29 protein-coding genes are annotated in these 20,527 nt (G+C 62.0%); 25 read left to right on the forward strand and 4 right to left on the reverse strand.

Annotated elements, in window-relative coordinates; translation table 11 throughout:
• Positions 1-65 precede the first annotated feature (65 nt).
• The 3 genes from ESO89_RS05345 to ESO89_RS05355 all read left to right on the forward strand — a co-directional run bounded on the left by ESO89_RS05345 (position 66) and on the right by ESO89_RS05355 (position 2,340).
• Complete coding sequence (locus tag ESO89_RS05345; protein WP_128904629.1) at positions 66-1,343, forward strand: RNA-guided endonuclease InsQ/TnpB family protein; 1,278 nt, start codon at positions 66-68, stop codon at positions 1,341-1,343.
• Between the two features lie 54 nt (positions 1,344-1,397).
• Positions 1,398-1,724, forward strand: a complete 327-nt coding sequence (locus ESO89_RS19345; protein ID WP_128904724.1) for a hypothetical protein — start codon at positions 1,398-1,400, stop codon at positions 1,722-1,724.
• A 127-nt stretch (positions 1,725-1,851) separates the two neighbouring features.
• A complete protein-coding gene (locus tag ESO89_RS05355; protein WP_241686130.1) occupies positions 1,852-2,340 on the forward strand; it encodes a hypothetical protein in 489 nt (162 codons plus the stop codon).
• Between the two features lie 51 nt (positions 2,341-2,391).
• Here ESO89_RS05355 and ESO89_RS05360 read toward each other — a convergent pair whose 3' ends face one another.
• Both ESO89_RS05360 and ESO89_RS05365 read right to left on the reverse strand, forming a co-directional pair.
• Positions 2,392-2,904: a DUF3368 domain-containing protein gene (locus ESO89_RS05360; RefSeq protein ID WP_128904630.1), complete on the reverse strand. Its 513-nt coding sequence runs from the start codon at positions 2,902-2,904 to the stop codon at positions 2,392-2,394.
• Positions 2,905-3,195 carry a UPF0175 family protein gene (locus ESO89_RS05365; RefSeq protein ID WP_128904631.1) on the reverse strand — a complete coding sequence of 97 codons (291 nt, stop codon included), beginning with the start codon at positions 3,193-3,195 and terminating at the stop codon, positions 2,905-2,907.
• Positions 3,196-3,463: 268 nt separating this feature from the next.
• Between ESO89_RS05365 and ESO89_RS05370 the strand changes: the two genes are divergently transcribed.
• From ESO89_RS05370 to ESO89_RS05400, 7 genes are all read left to right on the forward strand, one after another.
• Positions 3,464-3,754 carry a hypothetical protein gene (locus ESO89_RS05370; RefSeq protein ID WP_128904632.1) on the forward strand — a complete coding sequence of 97 codons (291 nt, stop codon included), beginning with the start codon at positions 3,464-3,466 and terminating at the stop codon, positions 3,752-3,754.
• Positions 3,754-4,077: a DUF7558 family protein gene (locus tag ESO89_RS05375; protein ID WP_128904633.1), complete on the forward strand. Its 324-nt coding sequence runs from the start codon at positions 3,754-3,756 to the stop codon at positions 4,075-4,077. Before ESO89_RS05370 ends, ESO89_RS05375 begins: the two co-directional genes overlap by 1 nt.
• A gap of 71 nt (positions 4,078-4,148) precedes the next feature.
• Positions 4,149-4,451: a hypothetical protein gene (locus ESO89_RS05380; protein ID WP_066419238.1), complete on the forward strand. Its 303-nt coding sequence runs from the start codon at positions 4,149-4,151 to the stop codon at positions 4,449-4,451.
• Complete coding sequence (locus tag ESO89_RS05385) at positions 4,452-4,964, forward strand: hypothetical protein (protein WP_128904634.1); 513 nt, start codon at positions 4,452-4,454, stop codon at positions 4,962-4,964.
• Positions 4,965-4,995: 31 nt separating this feature from the next.
• Complete coding sequence (locus ESO89_RS05390) at positions 4,996-5,325, forward strand: hypothetical protein (RefSeq protein ID WP_128904635.1); 330 nt, start codon at positions 4,996-4,998, stop codon at positions 5,323-5,325.
• Between the two features lie 98 nt (positions 5,326-5,423).
• Positions 5,424-5,792, forward strand: coding sequence for a hypothetical protein (locus ESO89_RS05395; protein WP_128904636.1), 369 nt, complete (start codon positions 5,424-5,426; stop codon positions 5,790-5,792).
• The gene (locus ESO89_RS05400; RefSeq protein ID WP_128904637.1) at positions 5,789-6,358 is read left to right on the forward strand and encodes a hypothetical protein; all 570 of its coding nucleotides are present in this window, start codon (positions 5,789-5,791) and stop codon (positions 6,356-6,358) included. The genes ESO89_RS05395 and ESO89_RS05400 overlap by 4 nt, the downstream gene beginning before the upstream one ends.
• 2 nt (positions 6,359-6,360) lie before the next feature.
• Here ESO89_RS05400 and ESO89_RS05405 read toward each other — a convergent pair whose 3' ends face one another.
• On the reverse strand, positions 6,361-6,621 hold the full coding sequence (locus ESO89_RS05405) for a helix-turn-helix domain-containing protein (RefSeq protein WP_128904638.1): 261 nt from the start codon (positions 6,619-6,621) through the stop codon (positions 6,361-6,363).
• Between the two features lie 67 nt (positions 6,622-6,688).
• Between ESO89_RS05405 and ESO89_RS05410 the strand changes: the two genes are divergently transcribed.
• On the forward strand, positions 6,689-6,985 hold the full coding sequence (locus tag ESO89_RS05410) for a hypothetical protein (RefSeq protein WP_241686132.1): 297 nt from the start codon (positions 6,689-6,691) through the stop codon (positions 6,983-6,985).
• A gap of 146 nt (positions 6,986-7,131) precedes the next feature.
• Positions 7,132-9,018 (forward strand): sensor histidine kinase, encoded by a 1,887-nt coding sequence (locus tag ESO89_RS05415; protein WP_164932744.1) that lies wholly within the window; start codon positions 7,132-7,134, stop codon positions 9,016-9,018.
• A gap of 174 nt (positions 9,019-9,192) precedes the next feature.
• On the opposite strand, the gene ESO89_RS05420 is transcribed toward ESO89_RS05415, so the two are convergent.
• Positions 9,193-9,687, reverse strand: a complete 495-nt coding sequence (locus tag ESO89_RS05420) for a redoxin domain-containing protein (protein ID WP_128904640.1) — start codon at positions 9,685-9,687, stop codon at positions 9,193-9,195.
• A gap of 196 nt (positions 9,688-9,883) precedes the next feature.
• On the opposite strand from ESO89_RS05420, the gene ESO89_RS05425 reads away from it, so the two are divergent.
• The 13 genes from ESO89_RS05425 to ESO89_RS05490 all read left to right on the forward strand — a co-directional run bounded on the left by ESO89_RS05425 (position 9,884) and on the right by ESO89_RS05490 (position 20,477).
• Positions 9,884-10,156 (forward strand): HalOD1 output domain-containing protein, encoded by a 273-nt coding sequence (locus ESO89_RS05425; RefSeq protein WP_241686134.1) that lies wholly within the window; start codon positions 9,884-9,886, stop codon positions 10,154-10,156.
• A gap of 689 nt (positions 10,157-10,845) precedes the next feature.
• The gene (locus tag ESO89_RS05435) at positions 10,846-11,709 is read left to right on the forward strand and encodes a DNA-binding protein (RefSeq protein ID WP_128904641.1); all 864 of its coding nucleotides are present in this window, start codon (positions 10,846-10,848) and stop codon (positions 11,707-11,709) included.
• A 225-nt stretch (positions 11,710-11,934) separates the two neighbouring features.
• Complete coding sequence (locus ESO89_RS05440) at positions 11,935-12,861, forward strand: transcription initiation factor IIB (RefSeq protein WP_128904642.1); 927 nt, start codon at positions 11,935-11,937, stop codon at positions 12,859-12,861.
• A gap of 99 nt (positions 12,862-12,960) precedes the next feature.
• A complete protein-coding gene (locus ESO89_RS05445) occupies positions 12,961-13,848 on the forward strand; it encodes a biosurfactant protein 1 (protein ID WP_128904643.1) in 888 nt (295 codons plus the stop codon).
• A 142-nt stretch (positions 13,849-13,990) separates the two neighbouring features.
• Complete coding sequence (locus ESO89_RS19350) at positions 13,991-14,179, forward strand: hypothetical protein (RefSeq protein WP_049987720.1); 189 nt, start codon at positions 13,991-13,993, stop codon at positions 14,177-14,179.
• A gap of 106 nt (positions 14,180-14,285) precedes the next feature.
• The gene (locus tag ESO89_RS05455) at positions 14,286-14,666 is read left to right on the forward strand and encodes a hypothetical protein (protein WP_128904644.1); all 381 of its coding nucleotides are present in this window, start codon (positions 14,286-14,288) and stop codon (positions 14,664-14,666) included.
• 68 nt (positions 14,667-14,734) lie between these two features.
• Positions 14,735-15,397, forward strand: a complete 663-nt coding sequence (locus tag ESO89_RS05460; protein WP_128904645.1) for a DUF6735 family protein — start codon at positions 14,735-14,737, stop codon at positions 15,395-15,397.
• Between the two features lie 37 nt (positions 15,398-15,434).
• The gene (locus ESO89_RS05465) at positions 15,435-15,719 is read left to right on the forward strand and encodes a hypothetical protein (protein WP_004594503.1); all 285 of its coding nucleotides are present in this window, start codon (positions 15,435-15,437) and stop codon (positions 15,717-15,719) included.
• A gap of 61 nt (positions 15,720-15,780) precedes the next feature.
• Positions 15,781-16,530, forward strand: coding sequence for a helix-turn-helix domain-containing protein (locus ESO89_RS05470; protein WP_004594502.1), 750 nt, complete (start codon positions 15,781-15,783; stop codon positions 16,528-16,530).
• A 59-nt stretch (positions 16,531-16,589) separates the two neighbouring features.
• Positions 16,590-18,953 (forward strand): heavy metal translocating P-type ATPase, encoded by a 2,364-nt coding sequence (locus ESO89_RS05475; RefSeq protein ID WP_011222451.1) that lies wholly within the window; start codon positions 16,590-16,592, stop codon positions 18,951-18,953.
• Between the two features lie 120 nt (positions 18,954-19,073).
• The gene (locus ESO89_RS05480; RefSeq protein WP_011222452.1) at positions 19,074-19,496 is read left to right on the forward strand and encodes a hypothetical protein; all 423 of its coding nucleotides are present in this window, start codon (positions 19,074-19,076) and stop codon (positions 19,494-19,496) included.
• 108 nt (positions 19,497-19,604) lie between these two features.
• Complete coding sequence (locus tag ESO89_RS05485; protein ID WP_011222453.1) at positions 19,605-20,105, forward strand: PX domain-containing protein; 501 nt, start codon at positions 19,605-19,607, stop codon at positions 20,103-20,105.
• Between the two features lie 6 nt (positions 20,106-20,111).
• Positions 20,112-20,477, forward strand: coding sequence for a DUF7568 family protein (locus ESO89_RS05490; protein ID WP_011222454.1), 366 nt, complete (start codon positions 20,112-20,114; stop codon positions 20,475-20,477).
• Positions 20,478-20,527 lie beyond the last annotated feature (50 nt).

Raw genomic sequence — 20,527 nt, forward strand, 5'->3', positions numbered from 1 at the left:
AGACCACGGACTGTTGTCGCCCTTTCTCCCCAGCACTAATAAACCATCAACCATACATCTGACGTATGGAGGTGCGGCGCACTGTCCCGGTCAAACTCGACGTGGACAGCGACGATGCCGTACTTCTCCGCGAAACTGTTGACGAGTTTTTGTGGGCCGCTAACTACGTTGTGGACCACGCTTGGCGGGGCGACTACAAGACGACGAGCAAGGCCCAGTTGCAGGAAGAAACCTACGACGATGTACGCGACCAGACACGGTTGCACGCGAATCTCGTCCAGAACGCCCGCAACAAGGCCGCCAACGCCGTACAGAGCGTCGTCGCCCGCTGGAAGCAAGGTGAGTACGCTGGTAAACCACACTTCTCGAAGCCCACCATCGTCTACGACAAACGGTGCGCGACCTTCCACGACGAATACGTGTCGCTGGCAACCGTAGAGGGACGCATCGAAGTCCAGTACGCCCTTCCCGACGAGGGCCGCGACACGCCCCACAGCCGGTACCTTGACAGCGACGACTACGAGGAGACGGGGGCAGAACTCCATCACAAACATGGCGAGTGGTTCCTTCATCTCCGCACAAAGGCGGAGGTGGAGTCTGACACGCTGGAACAAGCAACGACCGGGCACAGCACAGTCCTCGGCGTTGACCTCGGCGTGAACCAACTCGCGGTCACGTCGATGGGCACGTTCTGGAGCGGTCACGAGTTCGACCACTGGCGGCGCGAGTACGAGAAGCGTCGGGCTTCACTCCAGCAGTGTGGGTCGCGCCACGCCCACGAGAACATCCAGTCGGTCGGTCGCAAGGAGACGGGTCGGTTCAAGATGATGCTCCACCGGATTGCGAACGGTATCATCGAGGAAGCCGTTGAGAACGGCTGTACGGTTATCGCCTTCGAGAAGTTGACCGGCATCCGCGACCGCCTCTCCGGTGCCTCGTGGGGTCACAAATGGGCCTTCGAGCGGTTGTACGAGTACGTCGAATACAAGGCCGAACTCCACGGTATCAACGTGGAGCAGGTGGACCCGGAGAACACGTCACGTCGTTGCTCACACTGTGGGTTCACCCACCCGGACAACCGCGACGGCGAGGACTTCGAGTGCCTGAAGTGCGGCTACGAGAACCACGCTGACTACAACGCCGCCAAAAACGTCGGACTGCGGTATCTCCGTCGTAACCAAACTGGGGACGGCGGAGGTGCACCCGTAGGCGTGCGCTTGAATCGCGGGATGTTGAACGCGAACGGAGAGTATGAGCCTCCTGCCGGGGATTCCGGCCAGAGCGGGAGTCCACGCGAAAGCCCCACCCGCAACGAAGCGAACGGCGAAGCCGTGAGCGAGTAGGGTGGGGTAGTTTACACACGGCTCCAAGCGACGAGGCAGGTCTCCGAAGCGGCCATCACGGATGCAAGCGGCCATCTCGAGCTTCAGGTCGTCTTTGCATCGTCATACTACCCTGCGCCCGTCGACGACGCAACCCTGACTGTCCGCTGGTACACGAACGACGACTTCACAATCCACTATCGAGAGGTCCATTCGGAGCACACCTGGAAATGCCGATGGGATCGGCATCCGAACCCCCACAATACGCGCGACCACTTCCATCCCCCGCCCACCGCCCCGACGCCCGGTGACGATGACTCCTGGCCGACCGATCATCGTGATGTCCTGCGACTCGTCCTCGACGAGATCGAAGACCGGATCGCAGTACTGTGGGACGACTAGACGACTCCCCCGCAGTGGCGTTTATCGCGCCGACCAAGGGTGACGGCGCTCAGCGCGATGGGCACCACCAGGAGAGCCGTCGTGGTGTCCAGCCTGGTGTCAGCTGAGTGCAGTCACAGGTGAATCCATGTCTACGTTCAGTAACTCCGAGACAGCGAGTGCATCGCCGTCAGAAAACCACACGAGGCCACCCCGAGAGACCGAGGACACAGAGCCACAGACATCCTGGCCAGACGATACGAGCAGCGAGGATGGAACACCAGCGCTCAGAATGAACCAATGTCCGGAGTGCGGTGCCCGTCGCTTCGTCTCAAAACTCCTCGTGTACGAGATCACCGGCTACGACGAGGGCGGCGAGCAAGAATTCCGCCGCCAGCATGTCCGTGCAGAGTTCGAATACACCTGCAGTGAGTGCCAGACGACACTCCGGACGCTTCCCGCAGAGCGCCGCGATTACTACGACGAAGTCGCGGTTCTCGAAACAGAACGGCGGGCAGCCCTCCGTGATCAACTCCGCCAGCTGGGGAGGCGGGTTTGGCAGCGCCTTGCACCGCGGACGACGTGGCTGGCACTCGGACTCGTGACACTCGTGACCGGCCTCGTGATCTGGCTCTAACGGCCCGCGAGAATAATGCACCCCCGCTATGGGCGTCCCCTCCGTGTCGCCTCAGTCCGCAAGTGACTCGAGTTTCTGAATGATCTTCGCATAGACGTCGGGGGCGCAGTACCACCCCTCGTCAATTATCGCATCAATCACGGTTCGGGCCTCGTCGACACTGATCGTCCCCTCGCTAGCGAGTTTCAGCACGAGATATGCCGTTCCCCGGGTTGTGATTCCCTCGGCCGCTGCGACGTCACGGCCGTACGTCTCATCCATCACGGCCACGCCATCGTGGGCGTCTGCGCAGGCGAGAACAGCGACGTCGGCGTCGCTGAGGTTGCTATTCTCTTGGAGGCGGGACAGCAGCGGGGTGGTCTCAACCGACACGATATCTAATCTGTCGGCGTCGACGCTGCGCTCGATGCGACGGGCGTCCGGATATCCCTGCTCAAGTCCAGTTTCGACGACCTCCTGGTAGACGCGCTCCGGGAGTACGCACGACGCTTCGAGATGCTGGACGAGCGCGAGACGGTCGACCTTCGCAAGGTAGATGAGCGGCGTGGCGTCGAAGACCCACATTCACAGTGCCTCGAGATCCGCGTCGAGATGATCGTCCGCTACCCAGGTGATATCACGCTCTTTGGCGAGCTGTGCAAAGTCCCAGACGGACATCCCTGCCAGCTCAGCCGCCTTGCTAAACGTGACAGTGCCTGCCGCAAGCTGGTCGAGGGCCCGTTCGCGACGCCACTCTTCGAGTCCCTCGGAGAGGAGTTTCCGAACGGCTGTGCTCCGGTCGAGCCTCTCGTCTTCGAGATACGCCTCGAGTTCGGCCTCCAACTCGTCGGGCACGCGTGTCGAGATCGTTCCCATACTGTTTACTTCGTGTGCAATGTATACAAACGCTTCGGTGCTTCCGATGGAGTGGCTCCAGCACGGTGAGGCCCCTCCACAGGGACGGAAAGAGGGCGGGAGGATACGAGAAATACTAACCAACAGAGCCGGAAGAGTTCGGCGATTGTTGGTTAATATAGAGAAAACTCGAGTCAGTCATCCGGCTGTCGGCACGCTCCAGCCAGTGAGTTTGTCTGCGCCGGAGGGCGTGAGGCGCGCTCGAAGCGCGTCCAGAGCGTGAGCTTCCATGACTGGACCTGATATCCTCGACGACACGACAGGCGACTACGACCGGCTCGAAACCGAACTCGTTGCACAGGACCGGGATGCGGCCCGGGTCGCGGCGGCGGACGTCGACGAGCGGAGTGCCCGCCGTCTCGTTGATGAACTCATTGAGGGCGATGTGGTGACGCCGATCCCTGACCACCGCATTCTCGTCCACGAGCCCAGTAGCAAGCCCTTCGAGTCGATCACCCAGCTCGCCGTGTTCCATCGTGGCTGGCAGGCCGCCACCGACGCCGACGCGGAGGACGACTGATGCAACAGACGCTTTCTGGGTGTGCGTTCTGCGATTCACCGCCCGGTGCAGAGATGGGCGAGGCGCATACGTGGAAAGACGAACGGGTGACGCACCCAATCTGTGTCGACTGCGCCACCCAGACGCGGTCGGATCCCGACGAGCGCGACCACCACGCCTGCGACGGGTGCGGACTGGTCGTCGACGCCCTCGCGACACTAACCCGGTTCCGTGTCGAACTCGGCCATCTCGAGGGGCCGGTCCAACTGTGTGCTCGCTGTAGCCCTGGTGGGCTCGCGACGTACTGGACGCGTGACCTCGAGGAACACCTCGTGGACGGGTGACGCTTGGCCGAGTGAGGCTCACATCGTACACACGAAAACGGCTAAGTGCGTTGGCTCACAATGTACACATCATGAGTACCGATAAGAAGCGCGTGCAGTTTCGGGCCCCCAATCGGCTCATCGACCGGGCCGACGCACTGGCCGCAGTCCTCGGGGAAGACCGAACAGACGTCCTCGTGACCGCGCTTCGGGAGTACCTCCAAGACGCCGCTCACGACGACGCACTCACCCAGGAGATCGCTGCCGCCTATTACGACGATGAGATCACCTTCGAGCAACTCAAAGCGCTCGTCGGCGCCGAGGAGGCGGCAAACCTCCGAGTGTTGAAACAGCAGTTGGACGAGGACTTCATCGACGAGGTCGCCGACGCTTAGATGTCGCGGCTTATCGCAGACGCCTCCGCTCTCGTGAGTCTCGGGATCGTTACTGACGACGATCCTGATCCACTCGCACTCTGTCTCTCCCGGTACGAGGTCGTCGTCCCAACGGCGGTCATCGATGAACTCCGAGAGATCGCCTCCTACGATGACGTCCATGGCCACGCCGCGTCCGCCGTCCTCGATCGAGTGGATGCATTCACGACACAGTCAGTGGACCTCGATACCGAGTTTCCGCTCGATGACGGTGAAAACGCGGCGGTCACGCTCGCGAATAATCTCGATGCTGCGCTCTTCCTCTGCGACGAGTTCAACCAACTTGGCTTGATCCACGCCTCCCTCGCTGATACCAGGCTCGTCACAACACCGACACTGCTCTCGGTTCTCGTTCGAACTGAACACCTATCAGCTGCTGATGCGCGGCTGCTCCTCGATGCGATCAGCGACGCCCGTAGCTGGGGAGCGAACAGCTACGTGCAGCGAGCTCGCTCGTTGCTCGAGGAGACCTAACACCGTGGAGGATCCTTCGAAGTGATTTGGAATGCCCGATAACGACGCTCTCTACGACGTTCGTGAACGAACGAAGAATCCCGAGCACGCATCAGTTGATGACGTGGTCGAACTCATCCTCGAACGCGCACAGCAACCCCGGACGGAGCACCGGGATGCACATCTCGACGAGATGATGGCGACTGTCGTCGACAGGTACGGGACCGATCCCATCCGCACCGTCGTTCACCGCGTCCTCGTCGACGGCACGCCTTTCCGGACCGCTACTCAAGGCCTCGAAATGTCCAACGTTGACGGTGTTCGTGTCGGGACGACCGCTGGCCAGTTCCTCAACGAACTGAACGCACAGGACGACGGCTGAAACCGACGTGAGCGAGTCCCGTCTCCCGAGCACTGATGTGCAAGCTCTGCGCAAACGCCGAAACGGTTATGCGTCTATGTGCAGAACTTGCACATAGAATGAGCGCAAGTGACGATCCCCGGCGGGTTCACTTCCAGTCGCCGGAGTACCTCGTCGACCGGCTGGATGCCATCGCCGACCTCTTCGACAAGGACCGGACAGATCTCCTCGTGGAGGCCATCCGCGAGTACATCGAAGACACGGCCGACAGCGAGACGTTCCAAGAGCTGGTCGCGACGAAATACTACGACGACCAGCTCGAGTTCGAGACGGTCAAGCAACTGGTCGGCGCCGAGACCGCCCAGCGACTCTGTCTCCTCAAAGCGGATCTCGAGGACGAACCTCTCGATCTTGCTGCGCCCGACGACGTCGACGTCTACGATGGGGATGTGACGACGGTCGACACCGCGGTCGACGACGATCGATGAGCGGTCCACGGCTGCGAACAGTCGTCGCCGATACGAGTGCGCTCGTTAGTCTCGCGGTGCCCCGTGCGGATGCAGCCATCGGTACCGATGTTCCGGACCCGTTCCAGTACCTGCTCACCTCCTGTGACGTGGTCGTCCCTCCGGAAGTGATCGCAGAACTCCGCGATATCACGCAGTATCAGGATATCCACGCCGCTGCGGCGAGTAACGTCCTCGCGGCCCGTGGCCACTATACGGTCGAAGATCCGTATGCGCGCGACGACACCCCGGATGCGCGACCGACGTTCGGCCTCGACGACGGCGAAACTGATGGCATCGTCCTCGCGAACGCGCTCGACGGCGACGGCTTTCTCACCGACGAATTTGGCGGCACGAACTTCCCGCTCATCCACGCGGTGCTCCAGGGCCCACGAATCGTCCCGACACCGCGGCTTATCTGCGACTACGCCCGGAACGGCCACATGACCCACGAGGAGGCGCGAACGCTACTGAGCGTGATCAGCCCCCACCGGAGCTGGGACAATAGCCCGTACGTCGCCCAGTTAGTCACGCTTCTGGAAGGGTAGATTCAGTCAGCTTCGAGGTCACGAGCGTCAAATTCGCCGGCGAGATACTGCTCTCCCGTTCGCGTGATGTCGTAGACGCCGTTTCCGAGGTGGACGAGGAGGCCGTATTCGACCAGCGTCTTGCACCGGGCGTTGATGTGCTGGCGAGAGAAGCGGACGCGATCGCTGTCCGCCATTTCCTTCGGGGTGTCGGGGCCGTCGTCAGAGAGATGCTCCAGAATGCGGTCATCGGCGCGAGACATCCAGTCGGCGTCAAAGCGCATAATCGCTTGTGGTTGCGCCGACGCTATCCCGAACGCGCTAAGTCAAGTAGCGGAGCGATAAGCTTCTATGGTTGACTCCCAACGTTTTAACGGCTACCCACCCTACTCCACGAGTATTGAAATGGATCAGTCCTCACCACAAACCCTCACTGTAGAGATTATCGAGACGTTGGAATCATGTGGAGTGGACCGCGACCAGTACCAGTTACACGACTATCTCGACGTCGAAGCATTCGAGCAGCTGGTAGCGGGATCCAGTGGAGCAGTCGAGGTTCGTGTCACTGTCGAGGGGATTCAGCTCGCCGTTACAGGTGATGCTGTCGAAATCGTCGATCCCCAAGGCGGACATTCGGAGGCCCAATAGCATGCTATTCGTGGAATATCGACTTCCGAACGTTCCAATTCCCGTTGTAGCTGATGTGAGGCGTGGAATTACGTCCGTTCCCCAATCAGGCAAATTATGAAGCTAGAATCTACTATATCTTTCAGATGAGGGATTGGTCTCGGGCGGTGAGTCAATGGTCGGTCACCATCCTTGGAGTGGTGCTTCTCCTGGTCACGCTCGCCCGAGCCGCGACAGACACCGACGAGCCACTTATCGACTTCATCGAGGTCGCGGCCCCGTTCGCCGTCGGCATCGGACTCATCGTCGGCGGGATATGGCTCGCTAGAACGTCACCAGTAGCCCGTGTCAGACAACTTTCGAAGTGGACGCTGGGTGGTGGCCTCGTCGGCGTGGCTGTCAATCTCTGGTTCGTCTTCATCATCTCGCTCGAACAGGTTCCATCCGGGGAACCGGTCGTGTTGAATCTCAATGGCGCTGGCATCTTCATGGCTGCCGGTGTGCTTCTCGGCTACTATGCCACAGGACTCCAAACGCGGGAGCATCAACTTGAACTCTCAGAAAATCGCTTCCGGGCACTCACGGAGAACTCGTCGTTCGCGGTCATCTCGATCGACGAGACGAGTACGATTCGCTACGCGAACGACGCGACCGAAGCCCTCTTCGGCTATCCCACGACGGACCTCGTCGGCGAACCGCTGACGAAGCTGATGCCGGCCCGCTTCCGTGAGGCGCATCTCGAGGGGCTGTCTCAGTACCTCTCTAACGATAGGCGAACTGTCGACTTGGATGGCCTCGAATTGGCCGGGTTGCGCGCCGACGGCGAGGAATTCCCTGTCGAAGTCAGTTTTGGCGAATACGTCGTAGGCGACGACCACCTCTTTACGGGCGTTATTCAGGACATTTCCGACCGAAAAGCAGCCGAGGAGCAGCTTCGTGACCACACGTCGAAAGTCACGCAGCTGCACGAGGTCGCGACCGAGATCACCAGGGCAGCATCCAAAGAACAGGTGTACCAACGCACTGCCGACGGGGCTGTTGACGTCTTTCCGGCCGCTGTCGCCCGCGTGGCGATCGCGGACGGGGACCAGCTCGTGCCGGCCGCCAGTTCGGACCACGAATCCCTCGAGGAGTGTGAGCCGGTGTCTGCAACCCTCGGCTACGCGGGGCAGAGCTACCAGTCAGGCGAGGTGCTCCGACTGGAGGATCTAACGGATACGCGCTCGGCAGCGCGATCCTCGCTCCAGGACGGGGGATCACTGCCGGACGCGGACCCAACGGAACCACGGTCGCTGTTGAGCATTCCTCTCGGGGAGTATGGGGTGGTGCAGGCGTTTGCGCCAGAGCCAGCAGCATTCACCGACCGCGATGAAGAGGTCGCCGAGATGCTCGCAACGCACGTCACGACGGCCCTCCAGCGAATCGAGGCCGAGTCGACTATCCGACGCGAACGCGACCGACTCGAAGAGTTCGCCAGCATCCTCTCGCACGACCTCCGAAATCCCCTGAACGTCGCCCAGGGTCGCCTGGAGCTCATACAGATGACCGGCGAGATAGACCACGTCGACGCCATCGACAGCGCGCTCGATCGGATGGAACGGCTCATCAAGGATATGTTGACACTCGCTCGCGAAGGCGATGCCGTCGGTGAGACGGAACCGGTTGAGCTTCGTGCGATCGCTAATCAAGCCTGGAACAACGTCGCAACGGAATCCGCTGCCCTCGAGATCGAATCGAGCGTCCGGATCGACGCTGACCACAGTCGGCTCATCCAGGTGTTCGAGAACCTGTACCGGAACGCCATCGAACACGGCGGCGGCGGGGTCACAATTCGCGTCGGCTCCCTCGACGGCGGCTTCTACATCGAGGATACAGGCCCCGGTATCCCGGAGGACGAACGAGACGATATCTTCGAGAGCGGATACACGACCCATCAAGAGGGTACCGGGTTCGGGCTCGCGATCGTCAAACGAATCGTCGAAGCCCACGGCTGGGAGATCGACGTCACCACCGGTCGCGATGGTGGCGCTCGCTTCGAGATCTCAGACGTTTGATTCAGCTCGGCATCAGGAGCGTGAGGAGACGATCTGAACGCCAGGTCCCTCCCGACATCCCACGATCCCTGCTACGTCTTCCGGGTCGCTTGCGACTGTTCGGCTATCAGGTAGCTAAGCTCCGGAGTGACGCTCGTGAGACAGCTGTAGAATATCGTCTTGACTGTGCTGAGACTACTCGTCAGCGGTTCCGAGCTCTTGGCTGACCTCATACGCTTCGTTGAGCGGCTCCATATTCCACGACGCCCAGTTATCTTCGGCAACCCACCGGTAGCGCACAGTGCGGTCGCCGTCAAGTAGGACGATCCCTCGTTTCTGGTTTCGTTTGCCCTCAATCGTCTCCTCGAGCATTCCGTACTGGTCATACACCTGCTTTTCCTCATCCGTCAAGAGCGGATACGAGAGGTTGTTTTGGTTGATGAACTGTTGGTGACTGTATGGGCCGTCGGGCGAGATACCGAGCACTGCGATCTCGTCGTTGAACGTTAACATCTCCATATCGTTCAGCTCGCACAGCTGGTCAGCACACACGGGACTGAAATCGTAGACGTAAAACACCAGCATAGCAGGTCGTCCAGCAGCGAACTCAGACAGCGAGAACTCCCGAACTTCGTCACCTTGGGTTCCTGTCAGTGTGAAGTCTGGCGCTGTGTCCCCTACTTGAACCATATTTGTATAACGGATGCGAGTCTGAAATCAGTTGTCACGCTTTTGTCGCACAGATTTTCAGAAACGTCTCTGTAACGGGCAAGTTGCCCACTACCGAGTCAACTCGGCGGAGTAGTGCGAGGATAGAGCCTTCGTTCGTCGGACGCGACCTCACCAGCTATCGAACCATCGCTTTTAACTGCTGTTCGTCCTTTGATTGGCTGAGATCAGGATGGATTCATCATCCCCGAGTGATACGGACCGGTGTTCGAATCTCCTTATCGAAATCGTCGAAACCCTGGAAGTCCACGGCCTGCCGAGCGATTCGTATCAGCTCCACGATGTCGTCGACATCGAGGCACTCGAACGACTTCTCGCATCGTCCTCCGGCGATGTCGAGGTTCGATTCACTGTCGAGGGGGTTGAGGTCGTCGTCACGAAGGACGGCGTCGACATCCCTCTCGACGAGCCGGTCGGCTCACCGAACTAGTAACGCGCTCGGATTCGTCCACAGAGACGACTTCTGAAAGCCCTCGGCCGCTCGGCATCCCGCGACCACCGCTGCGCGCCTCGTGCCTGCGGTGCTTGCGGGGTCGGGGGACGGCCGAGGCGGCCTCGCCCTTTCTGAGTCCACCAGGAGAGTAGCTGGATCGCCGAGTGTCGCGGCCGGCTAGACTGGTGTGTCCGTTATGGCCCGCCCCGCTCGCCGCGTTCCGCCCTCCGCGTCGCTCGCGACCGACCATTCCGGGCGTGCGGGCGCTCTCCGCACCGCCCGCGCCCGTTCCGGGCTAAAATGGATGTGCCCTCGGCGCCAGCGGGTATCCCCGTCGGTTGCGCCCCTTGCGGGCTTTCGCGTTCCAGCGCTTTGTGCCGCCTGCGCTGTCGCGCGCCACACCGCGGCGCGCGTTCTCGGCGACAGTCGCCCTGGACACGGACCCGCACATCGGGCCGGACACGAGCGGGCATATCCCGCTGGCCGCTCGCTCCGGGCGGGTCGGCGCGCGGTGCTGGATGATCGTCCGCCTCGGGCGCGCTCTCGCTCGCGCCCACAGGGCGCTCGCGAAGGCGCGAGCGAGAGCGCGCAGATGGTTCTGTCGGTTGTTGTCGTCGAGGAAATCCGCGATGTTGTAGCATCGCGGTGTCGGGCGCGTGAGCGCCTTCAGGAACCAGTGAGTTCCAATGTCAAGTAAGAACGTCTCCAGTGAAGTAGTTTCGGTCGATGAACAGGCTTTCGAGAAACACGATGAAGTTGAGGTCGACGAGGATGGGTTCGAAGTCGTCGACGAGACCCCGGAGTTCCGGGCGACGGTCGACATGGAAGTGCAGGCGAAAGTCGATTCCAACCACCCAGATGCGCGGGTCAAGGAAGGCCCGGATCACATGTTCGGGAAGACTCTCGAACAGGAGGAACGCATCGAGGCACGGGAGGCCGAGTTGGAGCACATCAGTGCCCAGGCGGAACTCAGTGAGCAGGAGGGACGCGCGAAGCGGACGCGGGAGGTCGTCGTAGAGCAGTGTGGCCGAGACGAGCCCGAACCGGTGGAGCGCACGGATCCCCGAGAAAAGCTGACGCAGGAGGAACTCGCGGCGGTGAACAAGCAGGCGATGCGGATCAGCGACGAAGTGCAGGGCGGCTGGTCGAGAGCGGTCGTCGCGAAGCAGTTGGCCGAGAAGGTGCAGCGCGGCCAGGACGTGACGAAGGCGGTGCTGGAGACGTTGGAGGAACTGAAGGCGGTCCCCGGTGCAATCGTGCCCATCGCGGATGTGCCGGACGTCCCAGTCGGGGAGGTGACGGTCCAGGGTGAAATCACCGAGCTCTGGACTCCAAGTGACAACTCGATTCAACAAGTCGGGCTCATCGAGGACGAGAGCGGGCGAACGAAATTCACGATCTGGGAGAAGAGCGGGAAAACGGTGGTTCGAGAGGGGCAAACGGTCAGATTCAGAGCGGTCAAGAAGAACTGGTATCAGGGCCGGTGCAGTCTCGCGATCACGGGCTGGTCGAGGATCGAATTCCCAGATCGCGGCCGCTGGTGGGAATAGCCGGGGCGACGCGCCCCTTTTTTGCTGGTGTGTAGCGGTCACCGCCACCTCCCACCACCTCCACGGTCCGGGCTGCTCACGGCGCTACGCGCCGTTGCGCGGCCGGGCTTTCGCCACCGCAGTCCATCGGTGTCAGCGCCGTCCTCCGTGGTGTGTATTTGCCCCCCTGATGGGTGAGGGGCATTCCGAGAGGCGCGATTTGCGTGTATCCCCTCGTGTGTATTCATGGCAACCAGAGACATCTACGAGACGGCGTTCGACGAAGACGTCCAGACGGAATCGAGTGCGAACCAGTGTCCCGAGTGCGACGGCCGGGTCACCACCAATGCGATTGAAACCATTTGCGAGGACTGTGGCCTGGTCATCGACGAACAGCGTATCGATCACGGGCCGGAGTGGCGAGGGTTCGACGAAGACGAACGGGAGCGCACGGGCGCTCCGTTGACGGCGGCACGACACGATCGAGGGTTGTCGACGGAGATCGGCCGCGGGACCGATGCGAACGGGAACGAACTCTCAGGACAGAAGCGACGGCGGCTCGCTCGGATGCGGCGTGAACAGACCCGTGGAAGGTTTCAGTCGAAAGCCGAACGCAACCTTGCACACGGGCTTAGTGAAGTCCGCCGGATCAGTAGTGCGCTCGAACTATCCGAGACGATCCGTGACCAGGCCTGCCAGCTATTCCGCAGCGCTCAGAACGAGGACCTCCTGCAGGGCCGGTCGATCGAGGCGATGGCCGCCGCGAGTGTCTACGGCGCGTGTCGGTGTAATGGGCGGCCGCGAACGCTCGACGACATCACCGAGTCGGCGCGCGTCGAGCAATCGCGGGTGACGAACGCATACACGACGCTGAATACGGAACTTGGCCTGCCAGCCCAACCCGTGACGCCGAGTGCGTTCGTTCCGCGGTTGGCCTCGGAGCTCGACGTCTCCGATCAGATCCGGCAGCGGGCTCGGCAGTTGGCGGAAGCATCCGAATCGACCGGAGCAATCACGGGGGTTCGGCCATCCGGATTCGCCGCAGCCTGTCTGTACAAGGCCGGACGCGAAGACGGGAGGTGGCTCACCCAATCGGACGTCGCTGACGTTGCGAACGTCTCGGTAGTCACCGTGCGGACCCACCGCGACGCGCTGGACGAACTGGCTGTCTAACGCCCACACTGCTGATTTCGGTTGTATGTCTGTAGGCTGATTGATGTGAGAGCCATTGTTTAAATCCGAAGACGAAGCATGATACGGCCAGATCACTCTATGACCGACCAGTACGCCGACTACGAAGCCCTCCGACCGCTCGGTGAAGCGACCCAAGTTCCCGACGACCAACTCGCCAGTAGTAGTGGCGAGCCCCGGCGGCAACGCTCTGGTGGCGTCGATACGGACTATCCAGACGGCCCGACAGCAGACGAGACCGAGTGCGCTTCCTGTGGAGCGTCGATCCCCGCTGGCCAGTCGAAGTGCCGGTTCTGTCTCACGAACCATCTCGAAGGAGCCGACGACCAGGACACATCGAATGCCGAACGGACTCTCCTCCACGTCATCCAGCTGCTCGTAGAGGCGTCGACGTTCTACTGCGCCGTCGGGAGGGGATCTGCTGCGGCCACCCTCCTCGCGAAGGGAGATGATGACCCAGTAGTCGATGACTGCAAGCTAATCTACGATCTCGACGAGGAACCGGCCCCACAGCTTGTTGATCAGTGGCCCTCGCTCCCCTCGGCGACACGGGTCACGTCTGAATGTGGTAATCAGCTGCTCGCGGCTGCTCGTGAGCGGACGGCGTGGACAGAGACGACGCAGTCCCGTCACGACGGCGAGCACGCGACGTTTCTCTACGACGAAACCGGGAGCGAGGTTCGCACCGAAGCTCGTCTTGCAAGCCTACGTGAGGACGCAGACGACGACCTCTGGCTGGTGCCAGCGATTGCGCTCCAGGAATCCGTTGACAAGACCGATACCGAACAGCCACTACGTGAGCGTCCAAACAGAACTCACCTCGAGTGTCGGGAGTGTGGTCGGGAGACTAAGCATCGATTTCGCGAATTCGAGACCGTCCACGATGACGAGTGGACCGGGCAGCCCATGTGGGAGTGTCAGCGATGCGGGACACCCCGCTATGGGCCCGAACCCGAAGCCAGTCAGTAGAGACGGCGTCAGTTTAACCAACGGATCCTGATATCGATTCGTTCTGTTGGTTAACTGGAGGTCAGTTCGTGATCACTCCCGAACCGCCCCGCTGACTGCCCGCCGGTGTTTTTTCGCGCCGTAAATTGGCGGAGGCGCACACATGGACCCACGAGACACCCCCGGCTATCGACTCCACCGCGCGCTCAGTAGCCTCACCAGTATCGACAGCGACCAATTGGAGCCCGCTGATCAAGAGCGAATTAGCACCGCGACGACGCTCCTCGAGCAGGTAGATTTTCTCACCCAACCGAATACGACGAGGGACGGTGACGTCAACAGAGAATCCTGACAGCTCGACGCGTCGGCAGCGCAACGTCATGTGGCCGTCACAGCGTGAGCAGTTGCTCGCCCCCTGAAGGGGTGCGGGGGCGCGAGACAGCTCCCGAGAACAATCCATGGCAACACTCCAAGCCGCAACGACATCGACCGGCGCGCTCGTATCGGATCCACAGGCAGTCCGCGAGCTCTGTGAGAACCACTGCTTCGGGACGCTCAACTGGGAGGTGGACGACGACGGCGAACTGATCATCTGGGGCTACGACAGCTTCGACGTGTACGAGGCTCGTGAGAACGGGCTTCCTGACTACGACGGTGGCATCGTCACCCACGAGTTCCTCCGGTCGCTCGCAGAATATCTCGAACCGGACGAAGAATTCGACATTCAGACAGCCGGATTTACCAAGTGCCGATTTCCCGTGCTGGCGAAACGGTACGTCGTCCGCGACGGTGAGGTCCTGTACGCGGACCTCAGTTCCCCCGAACCGATCGACGAGTAGCGTTGTTCGTCCCCCGGGAGGGGTGCGGGGCGATCCAGTCGTGGGTCGTCCTGCGAGGTGATTGTTCAATGGGCCACCGCGCACTCGTTGCGTACGAACGAACTGACGGACAGTACACGCTCCACTACTCTCATTGGGGTGCAGCAAATCTCAAGCTCAAGCACCGAATCTCGGCCGAAACACCGTTCGGTGGCGACGACACCGACTCAAAGTGGGCGAAACAGCTGCTGGCGGAACTGGCCGATGGCCTCGAGGTAGATGCCGTCGACGGCTACCTCGCCGGTGAAGATCGCCCGTCGACGGTCGTCGAGCCGAAGCCCCGCGCCACCGGGCTCACGCTCGAGGAGATCATCACCGACCATCTCGACTACCTCCATCACGAGGCGTTCTACGTGGTGTCACCGACCTTCGAGGTGACTGCCTACCGGACGCTGTGGTTCGGCCTGCAGTATGACTCGGAGACATTCGACCACGGTGAGACGGTCGGGAACGGCGCGCTCGCGACCGTCCGATGGCACGACGGCGAGCCGGTCGGCGACGGGCACCTGAAGGGACAGTTCCAGGCACTGAAGGACGTCGTCGGCGATATGGTCGACAAGGGTGTGTTCACCCAGTCGACCGCTCGCCAGTACCTCACACAGAAGCTCGGCGAGTGGGTCGGCGAGCGCCAGGAACTGCGCATCCCTGGTGGTGAATCACCGTCGAAAACTGCGTCAGTCGACCGATTATAACGCCAATCCCTTTCTGAGTCCCCACGAACGTCTGGATATGTCAGATCGGGCTGATGACGAGGTGCGAGTATGGCTCGTCGAACGTACCTACTCCGATGATGAACAGAACCTAATCATCCTCACCTACGCGACACCCGACGGCAAACAGTATTATCGGAAAGAGCGGGCACTCACGTCCTTCACCGATATTCGAGATACGACAGCGGCAGTCGATGCGGGGCCCGGCAATCTCGGCACGGTTGATGACCCCGATCTCCAGGACCAATACGCGGCCGAAGCGCAGCGAATGCAGGAGGTCCACGACCCGAACGACGTGATCTGATGCTCACCAGTAGACGTAGTCCCGTGCCATTGGTTATGTCGGAGGAGGCCGTAGACGGGGTATGCGCGAACTCGTCTTCGCCCTCGAATACGAGCCGGGGTGCAATAGGGTGGCGGATGCCCTTGCCGACTACCCCGACGCCCGTGTCCGCTCGCTTTCGTTGCACGCGACTGCCGACCAACTTTGGCGAGTCGACCATGCCACCGGCACTCCGGACGCACTCGACGCCATCGAGGACGCGTTTCGAAACAGCGACTACTACGCCGACTGTCTCGCCACCGAGGACTGCGGCGCCACCCAGACCACCCGCGTCCTTGACCGCACGGACGACACGCTCGTCCTCTACTCCGACTGGGAGCGAACCCCCACCTGCGCCTCGGTTCCCCACATCGCCCGCGACCATCTCGGGGACGGCGTGCTGTTCGAGACCCGTCATGAGGGCCGCCACTACACGTGGCGACTCATCCACTCGGGCGACGGCGACGTGGCGGCATTCTTCGACTCCCTCGAGGTTGCCGTCGAAGAATGCGCTCAGATGGAGATGCTCCGCACCGCGGACACGACGACAGCAGCTGGAGGAAGCGACGAAACACCGAGCGGATTACCCCCGGCGCAGGAAGCCGCCCTCCAAGCCGCCGTCGAACACGGCTACTACGAGTCGCCCCGCGAGGTCGATGTCGGCGAGTTGGCCGAGCATCTCGACGTGCCTCGGTCAACACTTACCTACCGGCTCCGTCGGGCGGAAGAACATTTGGCGAAGCAACACGTCGCCGGCGAGCGGGTAGCGGAAGAACGGCTGGCATCGCACTGACACCGCGGTTGGAATATTCCAACAAAGACATATCGAACTCCCGCTCCTACCGTGAGGTGATGACAGAGAATTCCGATGTGGATACAGCGGGACCACCGAACGGCGGCGGGCAGCGGGAGTTGACTGCCCGTCTCACGGTCCCCGAGATGGACTGTCCGTCGTGTGCGCAAAAAGTCGACAAGAGCCTCCAGCGCGTCGACGGCGTCGTTGAGGCCACGCTCCAGCCGACCACCGGGACAGCTACCATCAAGTACGATCCGGACCGGACTACCAAAGCCGACGTCGTCGCGGCGATCGAAGCCGCCGGCTATGACGTGATCGGCGGAGCAGACGACGAAACCGACGAGTCTGCCGACGGCGTCGATATCGCGCCACCTTCGGAGGTCTGGACGAGTTCTCGCGCGAAGAAGACGTGGCTCGGCGCAGCGTTCGTCATCCTTGGTCTAGTCTTCGAGTTCCTTCTCACCGGCCAGAACGTCGCGATAGCGAGCATCCTCGACTACCCGCTACACATCGCAGATGTCCTGTTCCTCGGTGCCGTCGCGGCCAGTGGCATCCCGGTCGTCCGCAGCGGGTACTACTCCGCGAAGAACCGAAGCCTCGACATCGACCTCCTGATGGGGACAGCGATCATCGCCGCAACCGGCATCGGCTACTTCGTCGAGGCCGCGACGCTGGCCGTCCTGTTCAGCATCGCCGAACTGCTCGAGGACTATGCGATGGACAGGGCACGGGATTCTCTGCGCGAGCTGATGGAACTCTCGCCCGACGAGGCGACCGTCCGTCGCGATGGTGAGGAAGTGACCGTTTCCGTCGAGGAGGTCGACGTTGGCGAGACCGTCGTCGTCCGCCCTGGCGACAAGATTCCGCTCGACGGGACGGTCATCGAAGGCGAGAGTGCAGTCGACCAGTCGCCGATCACGGGCGAGAGCGTCCCCGTCGACAAGACCACCGGCGACGAGGTGTACGCCGGCGCGATCAACGAAGAGGGGTACCTCGAGGTAGAGGTCACCTCGACCGCTGGCGATTCGACGCTCTCGCGTATTATCGAAATGGTACAGGGCGCACAGGCGAAGAAGACCGAGTCTGAGCAGTTCGTCGACAGCTTCTCCGGCTACTACACACCCCTCGTCGTCGTGCTGGCAATCCTGACCGCCGCTATCCCGCCGCTGGTTATCGCTGATCCGGTGGCGGTGGACCTAGCCGGTTACGGGTTCACCTTCGCGGGCGACTGGCAGACGTGGTTCATCCGTGGGCTCACGCTGCTGGTGATCGCCTGCCCGTGTGCGTTCGTCATCTCCACACCCGTCTCGGTGGTGTCGGGCATCACGAGCGCCGCGAAGAACGGCGTCCTGATCAAGGGCGGAAATTACCTGGAAGCGATGGGCGAGGTCGACGCCGTCGCCGTCGACAAGACCGGGACGCTCACCAAGGGCGAACTCGCCGTCACCGACGTCGTTCCGGTGGGTGACACTACGGAGGACGATCTGCTCCGTCGCGCCGCTGGGCTGGAGCAGCGCAGTGAGCATCCCATTGCTACGGCGATTCTCGCCCGTGCTGAGGAGGCGGGCGTGGGCAACCTGCCCGACCCGACGGGTTTCGAGAGCCTCACTGGGAAGGGCATCCGCGGCGAGATCGGCGGCGAGACGTACTATGCGGGCAAGCCCGCGCTCTTCGAGGAACTGGGCTTCGACCTCGCTCGGGCACGCCGCGAGACGGACGGCGGCGTTATGACGGAAGAGGCGACCGAGGGCGAGAACGGGGCGTTCGCCGAGGATGCCCTCTCCGCGCTGGAGCGGGAGGGCAAGACTGTCGTTATCGTCGGGACGGAGTCGAAACTGCTGGGTGCGATCGCCATCGCCGACGAGGTTCGCCCGGCCTCGAAGCGGGCCGTCGAACGCCTGCACGAGCTGGGCGTCGAGCGCGTGGTGATGCTCACCGGCGACAACGAGGGCACCGCCCGCGCAATCGCCGAGCAGGTCGGGGTCGACGAGTATCGCGCAGAACTCCTGCCCGACGAGAAGGTCGACGCTGTCGAGGAGTTACAGGCAGAGTACGGTGATGTCGCGATGGTCGGTGACGGCATCAACGACGCGCCCGCGCTCGCCACCGCGGAGGTCGGCATCGCGATGGGCGCGGCCGGCACCGACACCGCTCTCGAGACGGCCGATATTGCGTTGATGGGCGACGACGTCGGGAAACTCCCGTACCTGTACGACCTGTCGCATACGGCCAACGGGGTGATCCGGCAGAACATCTGGGCGAGTCTCGGCGTGAAGTTCCTGCTCGCGCTGGGCGTGCCACTGGGGCTGGTCAGCGTTGCGTTGGCGGTCGTTGTCGGTGATATGGGGATGAGCCTCGGTGTCACCGGGAACGCGATGCGGTTGTCGCGAATCGAGCCCGATCGGTTCTCCGACACCTGACTCTGCGGCGGGAAGTGCGGGCAGGACGCTCCTCTTTCGCGACTTTCCTGCGCTCTATCGAGACAATTTGCAGTTTGTCTGGGGCAGTAGAGACTGAGCCCCACCGCAGGCTCTGATTTGATGCCCGAGAATCCAGACGACGATCCACTCCACGATTGCGAGTTAAGTCCCGACGCAGTCCTCGGGACGCGCACCTTCCACGATGTCCTGTTCACTGACGATACCGAGACGCCGGTAAACGTGCTCACCGGCGAGACACCCGCACATTCGCAGGCGACCGTCGAGGAAGCGAAGGCGTTCGCTACGAGTATCGATACGGACACACCACAAATCGCGCTCCCGGCCTCTGTCGAGACGCAGATCGAAACCCAGAGCCAACCCTACACGGCGGCCGCGTTCTTCCACTTCAAGGCGACCGGGTCGCTCGAACTGCACCGTGCCTACCACGCCGCCTACGACTCCGACGCGTTCAGCACCGACTTCGAGGCCGACTACGAGTCGGGCGACCTGACGATCACCGTCGAGCAGACTGCCGATTCCTGAACGCGGTCTCCCGAAGCGAGGTTTTTCGAGCGCCGGCGATGGGTGCCGGCGCACCGAGCAGACAGCGCCGAGCGGCGCCCGGTGAGTCGGCACTCCGAGGTGAACCAGATGCATATGGTCATCTACGCGCTGGTGGAAGCACCGACACAGCACGACGCCCTGGTCGAGGGGAAAGCAGTCTTCGACCGTCTCGTCGGCGCGAATCCCCACGGCTGCGCCGTGTTTGATTACTACGTCACGTTCGATGAAGACGACACGACGGTCGCCGGGAAGGCCCGCTGGGGTGACCTGCCGACGGCGGCCCCCATCAACTCAGAGGAGGGCGGTGAACTGCTCGACCGGGCTTGGAAGGCCACGAAAGAGGAGTTTCAGCGGAATCTCGACCGCGTGAAGGAGGCGCTCGACGAGCTCAGCGACGAGGCGATCATGCGCGACGAGGACCTCGCCCGCCACGCGTTCCACCAGGTCGGCGCGTACGAAGGGCCCTCAATCCCGATGTACGACCAGCACGCCCAGGGGATTCGGCATCGAGGCCAGCTCGACCGAGTCCTCGAGGAAGACGAGGACAGCCAGACGCTCTGGATCGTCCCCGCAGACGTTCATTTCTGACCAACGATGCCACGAATCACCAACTGGTCACGAGAGAGTCGCTCACCAACACTCGCGTATCGAAACACCGAGACTGGAGCGCGAGCTGTTCTACACCGGGCGCCGGATTCATACCGGTACAAGTGGCGCGGAGCGATCCTCGTCGACGGCTACCCGATCTGGTCGCGAGGCTTCGAGACGAAGGAGGCGACAACGTTCCGGGATGCGCTTCGGGAGCGGCCAGCGCCCGAACTGAACTGTCCGGAGTGTCCAAACGACGACGTCCTCGTCGGTGAGAAGACAGCTGATGGAGCGACGGTACAGCGCTGGTACGACTGTCCGGACTGTGGGTACGAAGCCCCCTCGCGCATCGTCTACGGCCCTGAACGCTGAGGACGTACACACGCAGGGTGTTTTTCGGCCGGGGCGGAGAGAGTGACCCG

This window comes from Halorubrum amylolyticum, from assembly GCF_004114995.1.
Taxonomy (GTDB): Archaea; Halobacteriota; Halobacteria; order Halobacteriales; family Haloferacaceae; genus Halorubrum; species Halorubrum amylolyticum.